The organism is Kosmotoga sp., from assembly GCF_982836095.1.
On sequence record NZ_CEYIHJ010000054.1, the window covers coordinates 1 to 10310 of the forward strand.

At 43.6% G+C, this 10310-nt stretch carries 8 protein-coding genes and 1 pseudogene; 4 read left to right on the forward strand and 5 right to left on the reverse strand.

Going from position 1 to position 10310, the window contains the following annotated elements; genetic code table 11:
• Both AC3LHT_RS05140 and AC3LHT_RS05145 read left to right on the forward strand, forming a co-directional pair.
• Window positions 1-692, forward strand: a pseudogene (locus AC3LHT_RS05140) (hypothetical protein); the annotation flags it as partial.
• Window positions 693-817: 125 nt separating this feature from the next.
• Window positions 818-1237 (forward strand): hypothetical protein, encoded by a 420-nt coding sequence (locus AC3LHT_RS05145; RefSeq protein ID WP_488662168.1) that lies wholly within the window; start codon window positions 818-820, stop codon window positions 1235-1237.
• A gap of 66 nt (window positions 1238-1303) precedes the next feature.
• Here AC3LHT_RS05145 and AC3LHT_RS05150 read toward each other — a convergent pair whose 3' ends face one another.
• The 5 genes from AC3LHT_RS05150 to AC3LHT_RS05170 form a co-directional block, all read right to left on the reverse strand.
• A complete protein-coding gene (locus AC3LHT_RS05150) occupies window positions 1304-2962 on the reverse strand; it encodes an ABC transporter permease (RefSeq protein WP_488662169.1) in 1659 nt (552 codons plus the stop codon).
• Window positions 2963-2970: 8 nt separating this feature from the next.
• Entirely contained in the window at window positions 2971-3942 is a 972-nt protein-coding gene (locus AC3LHT_RS05155) for an ABC transporter permease (protein ID WP_290644554.1), read from the reverse strand.
• A gap of 75 nt (window positions 3943-4017) precedes the next feature.
• Window positions 4018-5742: an ABC transporter substrate-binding protein gene (locus tag AC3LHT_RS05160; RefSeq protein ID WP_488662170.1), complete on the reverse strand. Its 1725-nt coding sequence runs from the start codon at window positions 5740-5742 to the stop codon at window positions 4018-4020.
• Entirely contained in the window at window positions 5739-6923 is a 1185-nt protein-coding gene (locus AC3LHT_RS05165; RefSeq protein WP_488662171.1) for an ABC transporter ATP-binding protein, read from the reverse strand. The genes AC3LHT_RS05160 and AC3LHT_RS05165 overlap by 4 nt, the downstream gene beginning before the upstream one ends.
• Window positions 6920-7957, reverse strand: a complete 1038-nt coding sequence (locus AC3LHT_RS05170) for an ABC transporter ATP-binding protein (protein ID WP_367115430.1) — start codon at window positions 7955-7957, stop codon at window positions 6920-6922. The genes AC3LHT_RS05165 and AC3LHT_RS05170 overlap by 4 nt, the downstream gene beginning before the upstream one ends.
• A gap of 104 nt (window positions 7958-8061) precedes the next feature.
• Here AC3LHT_RS05170 and AC3LHT_RS05175 point away from each other — a divergent pair, with 104 nt between their 5' ends.
• Window positions 8062-9222 (forward strand): alanyl-tRNA editing protein, encoded by a 1161-nt coding sequence (locus AC3LHT_RS05175; protein WP_488662172.1) that lies wholly within the window; start codon window positions 8062-8064, stop codon window positions 9220-9222.
• Window positions 9212-10310, forward strand: a 1099-nt coding sequence (gene dnaB, locus AC3LHT_RS05180; RefSeq protein WP_488662173.1) for a replicative DNA helicase, incomplete at its 3' end; no start/stop codon positions are given. The genes AC3LHT_RS05175 and dnaB, both read left to right, overlap by 11 nt.

A 10310-nucleotide genomic window follows, 5' to 3' on the forward strand; every position in this document is an offset into this window, starting at 1 on the left:
TTGCCGGATATAGTTTCGGTGATGCTGGACTTGAGGTTTCCGGAGAAATAATGGACCTCGCCTTCTTGGCAGGATTCATGACACCTGGCCAGTATGTACTTGATCTTGCTTACAGCGCAACATTGGGTCCAGTAACTCTTAATCCATATTTCTACATTGATAACGCTGGTTGGTATGTTGGAAGCAACTTCGAAGTTGCTCCTATCAGCATTCTGACATTAAGTGGAAATGTTGAATATGATGGTGCTATCGCTGCTTATGTAAAGGCTGTCCTTAGCCATAACCTTGGTGTGCTCACAGCAATGTGGACATATCCTGCTGTTGTTCAGTTCCACGTTGCTCCTATGGCTCTTGAGGTTGGTCCAGTTAGTCTTGCCGCTGAGTTTGGTTCTGGTGATTATGCTAATTGGTATGACGCTTATGGCAACCTTGTGCTTGATGGCGATATGGTTGCAGATCCGACAAATGTTAGTGCTACAGTAGACGTTACCGTTACACCAACCCTCGGTCTTGGTGTTATCGCGGATCCTACAATTGCACTCTTTGGTGGTTACAAAGTTGTTGGAAATGATATTGCAGCCACACTTAATGTTACAACAGCAATATATGATCTTGTCAACGTTGCATTTGCGCTGGATTTCTTTGACCTACCTGCTTGGTCACTTGTATTCTCTTACAGCGTTTCTTTCTAATAAATACGTGATTAAACCCCCGGCAAAATGCCGGGGGTTTTTATTTTAATGTTATGGATGCTGCAAATTACAGCGTTCAATTTTCTTCTACGAAGAATGGATGAAACCAGCGAGGTGATGTGTGCGTGGGTTATGTGATACTTGGCGATGTATTGATCCTGTTTGGAGTGTTCTTTGGTCTTTTTGGCAGCAGCTCTGCCTTGACAGCTCTCTTTCTTGAATCAAGTACATCGTCGTTTTTTAGTATGACGATTGCAATAGCTGTGCTTATATTTTTTACAGGAATCTTGATGCAATTTTCTGCGCTGAAAAGAAATAGGATATTTCCCATTATTGCTCTTGTCCTTTCAGTTATACAGCTCTTTTTATACTGTGCAGAGGTATTAAGGAATGGCTTTAACTGGTGGCTTTCTCCTGTACAGGAGTTGCTGAATTCTCCTGAGACAATCAGCCAAATAGGGAACTTCGCTGGTATAGCTGTCCTATTTGCGTTGATTCTGCTACCTGCGATTATTCTCCCTCTCACGAAAAAAAGAATCAAATAAAAAGCGAGCCCTGAAATTAAGGCCCGCTTTTCTTTCTGAGGGAAGAAGTAAGAAATCGATTTTATTCTAAAATCCAAGCGAACGTGGGTCAAGAGCGTCTCTTACGGCATCACCAAGAAGGTTGAATGCCATAACTACTATGAAAATGAATATACCCGGTATCAAGAGCCAGGGAGCTTCGGTCATCGATCTTATGTTTTGTGCCTGGCTTAGCATCAACCCCCAGCTTGCTGAAGGCTCGGTGATACCAAGGCCGAGAAAGCTTAACCCGGCTTCGCCAAGGATGTACCCGGGAATCGATAAGGTTGCAGAGACGATAATATAAGTAGCTGTATTTGGAATAATATGCCGCCAGATAATACGGCGTGCAGGATACCCCATGGCTATCGCGGCTTGCACAAATTCTCTATCTTTGAGGGACAATACCATACCTCTTATAACCCTGGACATGCCCGGCCAGCCAATGAAACTCAAAATGACTACGATCAATACATACGTCCAATGTGGAGGCATATTCGTTGGCAATATGGCACGAAGCGAAATGAGAAGGTAGAAACCTGGTATAGACATGAGTATTTCTGTTATTCTCATTAAAGTTTCATCTGCCCAGCCACCATAATAGCCTGCGACTCCTCCGATGAAAAGCCCCAGTGTAAATGTTATGAGAATGCCTAACAACCCGATGGACATGGAAATCCTCGAACCGAATAGAATTCTGGAAAGAACGTCTCTCCCGAATTTATCGCCACCAAAGAAATATATCCTTGCTGGAGAATCAACACCTATAAGATGCAGGTCCATCGGGATTAACCACAGCAGTTTGTAATTCCAGGATCGAACGAAAAATTTAAGCGGGAATTTTCTCGATGTGTATGAAACTACTTCAGGTGAAGAAATGACTTCCAGCAGTTCAGGATCGATCTCAAATTCAGCGAGAAATTCCCTGGCCAGCTCGATATCGCCATCAACTTCATCCAGTGTCTCGTTATAGAGAGACATGGCTTCTTCGACGAATTCTTTGACCTCATCTTTCACAACAGCGAAAATTCTGTATAGTTCTTTCTCAGTGACAATTTTCACCGGAGGACCAATTTCTTGAAGACTTCTATATCTCGTTGGCGATAGTGCCGTGAGTGAATTTCTGCTCGTGTTTATATTAATGGCTTCTCCGGTTTCCAATAGAGATCTGTCGTCAAGTTTGATAGTTTGCTCGATATCAAACTCCGGGTAGCCAAGATAAGCCTTATTTCCCTCTGCATCTTCTGCATATTTTGTTACCTTTATAACCATATAAATCTCTTTTACATTGTTTTCACCAATGGTAAAGGTCTTCGTCTGGCCTGTTATCCTGTCATTTGCAGTAATTGAATTAATAGAAAATCCTTCTGAAAAGCTTGTCCTGAAGCTCGCAGGGTCTCTTTCAAGAACGAGTGGGTACACATAGGGCCATGTGAACTTCCCCTCTTCATCTATCCAGTGGATTTTCGATGGCGGTGCGTAAGAAAGGTTTTGGGCCTGTTCATATGGGTCATGAGGTGCGAGGAAATCGGCAAAAAGCGCTATGAGGTACATGATAATCAGTACCCAGAGAGAAAAGAGACCGAGTTTGTGTTTTTTTAGCGCGCGCCACACAAGCTGCCAGCGGTTCAGATATTGAACCTCGAAGATATCTTCTTTTTTTGTTTCCTGCACTTGAGCATTTTTTTTAGGTTCTTTCACTGCCATCACTCCTGTTATCTAAGTCTAAATCTGATACGGGGATCGACCCATGCAAGCAACATGTCTGCGATGAGATTACCTATAATTAGTAAAAGCGAACTCAACAGAAGGGTTGCCATGACGAGGAAAAGATCTTGAGATGTAAGAGCCTCGATTACAAGCCGCCCCATGCCTGGCCAGCCGAATACCGTTTCTGTCAATACAGCTCCGCCAAGAAGGCCTGAAAGGGAGTATCCAAACATGGTAACTATGGGGTTGATGGCGTTTCTCAGAGCGTGTTTGTAGATTACATTGCCCTCGGGCATTCCCTTAGCCCTTGCAAAGAGCACATAATCCTGTCTCAATTGGTCAAGTAGTTGACCACGCATCTGCCTCATCAAGCCTGCAAGTCCTGATGTACCCAGCGTTACAACCGGACCGACGACATGCCAGAGATAATCGCCGATTTTACCCCAGAAAGATAACTGATCGTAATTCAGGGATATAATCCCGCCAATGGGAAACCAGCCAGTTTTTGCAGCCATAAATAACCAGAGCAAAGCAAAAAAGAAATTGGGAATGGAAATACCTATGAATGCGAAGAATGAAAAAGCCTGATCGCTGAATGAATATTGATGCAGCGCCGAATATATACCCAGAGGTATCGCTATTCCCCATGTGAAAATCATAGTGCTAATGCTTAAGAGAAGGGTAGCACCAAGCCTTCTCCAAACCAGGTCAAAAACAGGTATGTGATACACGAATGAGTATCCAAAGTTTCCCTTCAACACTTGCCCAAGCCATTTGAAATACTGCACTACAAGGGGCTTGTCAAAGCCAAATTGTCTTTCAAGAGTGTGAACCTGCTCCGCGCTGATTGATGGATTCAATCTGTAATAGTCGAGAAAATCGCCTGGAGCCAGCGAAATAATGAAAAATGATAACACAGAGACACCAAGTAAAACAGGTACCGCTAAAATGAGACGCCTAAGTATGTACTTGAGCACCTTCTTCCCTCCTCAGAACATATACATTTAAAGCGGGAGGGTTACTCCCTCCCGCTAAAGAGGTTTAACGATTTATTATTCTGCTTCTTTCCAGATTGCCCAACCCTTCCAGAGTGTTCCAGCGGCTGGGTTAGGTTCAGGATTCGCAAGGTGTACGATCTTCTTGTGCGCGTAGAGATAGTTCTGGTTCATTGTGTAAATCAATGGCTGATGTTCTGCACAAATCATCTGGAATTCAGCAAAGAGATTGTACCTTTCTTGTGGATCGACTGCGGACGTCTGTAGTCTGAAGATCTCGTCAACTCTCTTTTCCCAGTCAGGTGCGTACCATATATCTTCAGTTACCGTGTCAGGTCTGAGTTCGGGTGAGTAGTTCCAGAAATGGAGTCCGCCATCAAGTCTCCAGACATTCCATCCGGAACCGGGATCGACAGAACCGGTAAGGCCTATAATAACAGCATCGTAATCAGGTCCAAGAAGTTTCTGGACCAGGGAGTTAAACTGCATGGGTGTGAAATTGACCTTTATACCGAGTTTCTTCGCAGCGTCGACAACTTTATTGCCGATAGCTTCACGGACGTTGTTACCAACGTTGGTTGTAAGATCAAATTCAACGGGATTACCATCTTTGTCAACACAGGTGCCATCAGGATTCCAGCTAAATCCGGCTTTTTTCAGCTCGAGCCTTGCCCTGACGATAGAATATTTGTAGCCGAATTTTTCGATTTCAGGGTTATAGAAACCTGAAGATGGGCTAACAGGCCCATAGAGAGGCGAACCAAGCCCGTTGTAAAGGGTATCAATAATAGACTGCCTGTCGAGCATATAAACGAAAGCTCTTCTAAAGTGATCATTCCTGAACCATTCTCTCTTAACAGGATCTTTATTTACCCAGTTGAAAGCGATGAAGTTGGAACCAAGAGCAGGTCCACCAACACCGACAGTCCAGCCTTTTTCCTCGGCTTGTTCCGCGATTCTTGGGAAGTTTTCTGCTGTTGGGCCATAAATATCGATTTCGCCTGCTTCGAATTTCAGGAGCTCTGTATTAAGGTCAGGAACTATAAGGTAAACGATTTTGTCGAGATATGGCAATTTGTTGCCGTTTTTGTCTACCCTGTAGTAATTGGGATTCCTTTCAAGGACTACACGAACGCCTTCGGTGTATTCAACAGGAAGGAATGGACCCATACCGACGATTTTGTCCAGATCGGCAACTGTCCAGGTTTCAGAGAAGGTGCCGTTGTCAACGGCTTCTTCCAAAGCATGTTTTGGAAGGATGTCAGAGTAACCTACCCATTTGAAACCCCAAACGTTAGGAACGCTCCAGGTGAAGGAAATAGTGTAGTCATCAACGATTTCCACTGTTGGGAGCTGGTCATTGGCGTCCATAGCGCCGCCTGGACCATTAGCTGTCATACCATCCACCAAAGCAACCTTGGTGAAGGTAAAGTAAACATCGTCCACAGTGAAAGGTTCACCGTCTGACCACTTTACATCCTTTCTGATCTGGAAGTACACGGTCTTTCCATCTTCGGAGAACCACCATTTGGTAGCGAGGGCAGGAACGTTGGGCATACCCTTGTTGTCAGCTCTAAACAGAGAATCGCTGTACCACCCTATGATATCAGTAGACGAGGTTTCCTGAGCCCAGTAAGGGTTCAAGGTTTTGGGACCTGAGGTTGTACCGAGGAACAGCGTCCCCCCGGGTACGCCGTTGTAATCTTCGACAGCATACTCAGGCTCTGCGATAACGAGCGCCGCGATAAGAACAGCAAAAAGAACCAGTAAGACTTTCTTCATGCATCTTCCCCTCCTTTTTCAAAAGTATCGGAAATTTGATGTTCCTTGTATAGATGACAGGAAACATAATGATTATCAGCTACTCTGTACATAGGCGGGTATTCTTTCTCACAAATTGGCATTTTGTATTTGCATCGTGGATGGAAGAAACATCCCTTAGGCCTGTTTATCGGGCTAGGAACTTGCCCGCCAACAAGGTCCTTTCTATTTCTCTTCTTTTTGGGATCAGGTACTGGCGCTGCTGCGAGCAAAGCTCGTGTGTAAGGATGGAGCGGATTATCGAATATTTCTTCGCTGTCACCCTTTTCCACCATTCTGCCAAGGTACATAACCACCATTTCGTCAGAAATAAACCTGACTAAAGCCAGATTGTGTGAAATAAACACATATCCAGCATTCAATTCAACTTGAAGGTCTTTTAGCAATTTCACTATTTGTGCCTGTACGGAAACGTCCAAAGCCGAAGTTGGCTCGTCAAGCACTATCAGTTCGGGGTGGACACTGATGGCACGCGCTATGGCTATTCTCTGTCTCTGACCGCCGCTGAACTGGTGGGGATATCTGTCTATATGATAGGGTTTCAGCCCAACCTGAACAAGGAGGTCCTTGACAATTTTTATTGCTTCATCCATATTAGCAGCTATCTTATGGAAAAGCAAAGGCTCAGTTAGCATCTGCCCTACTGTCATTCTCGGGTTTATCGAAGACATAGGATCTTGAAAGACTATTTGGGTTTTCCGTCTTAGCATTTTCCTCTTTGCATTGAGATTTTCATGAAGAATCTTCAGAGTTCTTGAAGGATTCTCCTGAGCTTCTTTGAAAGCCTTATATATTTTCAACTGATGGGGCTCAAGATCTTTTCCACCGTTGGAAAAAGCAGGTAACGAAAAGTAGTTCTTTTTCAGGTATTCAATTGCCCGCTTTCTGCTCATAAAATAGAAGGTGGTATCTTCTTCATCAATGACTATTTCTCCGTCAGTAGCTTCATGTAGCCTGAGTATCGTTTTCCCGATTGTTGTCTTTCCACAACCCGATTCTCCAACGATGCCTATTGTCTTGCCTCTGTCAACACCAAAAGACACGTCATCAACAGCCTTGACAAACCCCACAACCCTTTCAATGAGAAAGCCCTGTCTTATTGGAAAATATTTCTTTAAGTGTCTAACTTCGAGCAATTTCATTTGAGTTCCTCCTTAGCAACGGAAACTTTGTTAACAACAGGGTTGAAACATCTAATAAAATGATTGTCCTCAACCTGCTCCAATTCAGGCATTTCCTTGTAACACCTATCAATTGCACGCTGGCATCTTGGTAGGAAAGGACACAACGATGGCGGGTTGAGCATAATCGGTGGTTGACCGGGTATAGGGGCAAGCACTTCCTGTTTTACATCAAGCCTTGGAATGCATTCAAGGAGAGCATTTGTATAGGGGTGCATGGGATTGTCAAAAATGGTTTCAGAAGGAGCCAGTTCCATTTGATAACTTCCGTACATTACCTGTATTTTGGTAGCGATCTCCGCAATAACCGCGAGGTCATGTGTGATGAACAATAGACCGCTTCTATATTGCTTTTGGAGATCTTTCATCAATTCCAAAATTTGAGCTTGAACAGTCACATCGAGCGCTGTGGAAGGCTCATCGGCTATCAAGATCTCAGGATTGCAGGATAAGGCAATGGCGATGACCACCCTCTGTCTCTGGCCACCTGACAATTGAAAAGGATAGTCGTTTAAACGTTCAACAGGCTTGGGTATTCCAACCTGCTCCAGCAGCTTAACTGCCCTTTCCCTGGCTTCTTCTTCAGAAGTACCTTCATGGTGAACTATGGTTTCTACCATCTGATCGCCGATGGTGTACATAGGATCGAGTGATGTCATTGGATCCTGGAAAATCATTCCAATATGTTTCCCGCGAATTCGAGAATACTGCTCTTTTGGCAATTTTGCGAGATCTACGTATTCGAGCTTGCCTTCGGAAGAAAATTCGTCGGTATAAAACAAAATTTCGCCTTTTGCAATGTAACCAGGCTTATCGATGAGTCCGGCGACGCTTTTCACCGTAACACTCTTTCCAGAGCCAGTTTCACCGACAATACCCAAAACTTCGTCCTGCCATAAGTCAAAAGAAACGTCTTGCACTGCCTTCACAGTGCCTTCCGCCATGTCAAAGTATGTGCACATATCTTTCACGGAGAGGATAGGCTTGTCTGACAAAGATATCACCTCAACAGGTTTATTATAATGAAAAGATTCTCTTACTGTATAATTATTACACAGAATGGCATAAAATATCAAGTGGTCTCTTAAAGGAGGTAAAAATGAGAGCAAAGATACAGGATGTTGTGAATACTGGAAATGGTTTGCTCAATGTAAAAATCCTGCTTGAAAATTCCGAAAAACTCTATGTTGATGGGGAAGGCGGGCAACTCGGCGATCGCGGGGAGGTTGAAGGTAATAAGATAATCGGGGTAAAAAAAATGGGGAAGGATCTTTGGATCACACTGAAAACCGCAAAAGATATTTCCATAGGAACATACGTTAATATTGATATTGATCATGAAAGGCGTATTGACATTGCCCAGCAGCATTCGGCACAACACTTATTGACCGCTGTTCTCAAAAGGGAACTCGATGTTGATACTGTGGGGTTTCAAATGAGTGAGGCTTTTTCCACCATAGATATAGCGTTGGGGCTTTTTACAGAATTTCAAAGAAATTTGATCGAGGATATTGTGAATAAAGAAATCCAGGTGGGACATCCCATCAATGTTAATCTGTACAGTCCCGAAGAATTCAAGCAGCTTGAATTGAGAATGAGAAAGGAGCTCAGTCACAAAATTCTTTCTCAGGAAAAAATTCGGGTAGTTTCTATTGGTAAAATTGACAGAAATCCTTGCGGGGGGCTTCATGTGAAAAACACCCTTGAGATTGGATTACTTAAAATAACAAAAGTGGAAAAAATCAAAGGAAATCTCACCCGGCTCTATTTTGTAGCTGGAAATAGAGCTTTGAAACTCTTTCAAGAGGAACATGAGATTATTGGAAACCTCATAAGAAAACTCACATGTGGCTTTGAAGAAATTCCAGATAGGGTAGATTCCCTGCTTCGAAGCGTTAAAGCGCTAAAATCCATTCAAAAGAAATATGTTGAAAGACTCGCCGACTACACTGCAAGAGAATTGCCAGTATCGGACGAAGCTGTCATTGTTTACGAGGATACCGCGGAAATAATAAATGCTATACCAAAATTCATAGAGCGAAAAGCATATGTGTTTGTGGGCATTTCCGAAGATAATAAATTTATCTTGGCGGCGAAGGGCTTTGACCTTCGAGAACTGTTTACTCATCTGAAACAGAAATACGCTATCCAGGGTGGATGTGGACCGACAAAAGGGCAATTTGTTACCAGGGAAAAACACGAAGAAATATTAAAAGAAATAAAACATTGGGTTGAAAGGAAGCGATCCTATGAAAGCTAAAGTGCCGCCTCACAGTGTAGAAGCTGAAGAGGCTGTGATAGGAAGTGTGTTGATCGATCCTGATGTGCTGACAGATATCATGGAAATACTCGATAGCAACGACTTTTACTTAAGAAAGCACAAGCTTATTTTTTCAGCTATTGAAAAGCTTTTCGATGAGGGATACCCTGTTGATATAGTCTCAATTACCGACAGAATGCGCTCGCTGGGAACACTCGATGAAATCGGTAGCGAAGTCGAGATAGCACGCCTTGCAGACACTGTGCCTACCTCTGCAAATGCGGAGTATTATGCCAGAACAGTTAAGGAAAAATCCCTTCTCAGATCGCTCATAGCAGCGGGTAGCAAAATCGTAGAAGATGCCTATGGAACTGATGATACGGACCAGGTACTTGACAAGGCTGAAAGGCTGATATTCAAAATCACGGAGAGTCAAACTACCAGAACCTATGAGGATCTTGGAAGTGTTATGCATAAGGTCTTTGAAAACCTCGAAAATCTCAAAGACAGGGCGGGGACTATTGACACCGGTGGTTTTGTTACAGGTATTCCAACGGGATTCAGACAGCTTGACAAAATTACCACTGGCTTCCATACATCGGATTTAATTATTGTAGCTGCCAGACCTTCTATGGGTAAAACCGCTTTTGCTCTTAACATTGCGAGGAACATGGCGATAAGAAGTGATACGCCCATTGCATTTTTCTGTCTTGAAATGACCAAGGAACAACTTGCACAGCGGTTGCTTTGCTCTCAGGCCAGAGTGGATTTGAGCAAAATAAGAACCGGTTTTTTGAACGATAAGGACTGGGAAAGGCTCACCTCAGCGGCTGATGTGTTGTATAGGTCAAAAATCATCGTTGATGATGAAGCATCACTTGACCCACGCTCTCTCAGGGCGAAAGCACGGCGCATAAAAGCAGAACATGGTATAAAGGTGATTTTTGTTGATTACCTTCAGTTAATGCACTTGAAAGGCCGGGCTGATAATAGGCAACAGGAAATTTCCGAGATTTCACGCTCTCTAAAGTTACTTGCACGTGAGCTCGATGTGACTGTGATTGCGTTATCACAGCTTTCACGAGCCG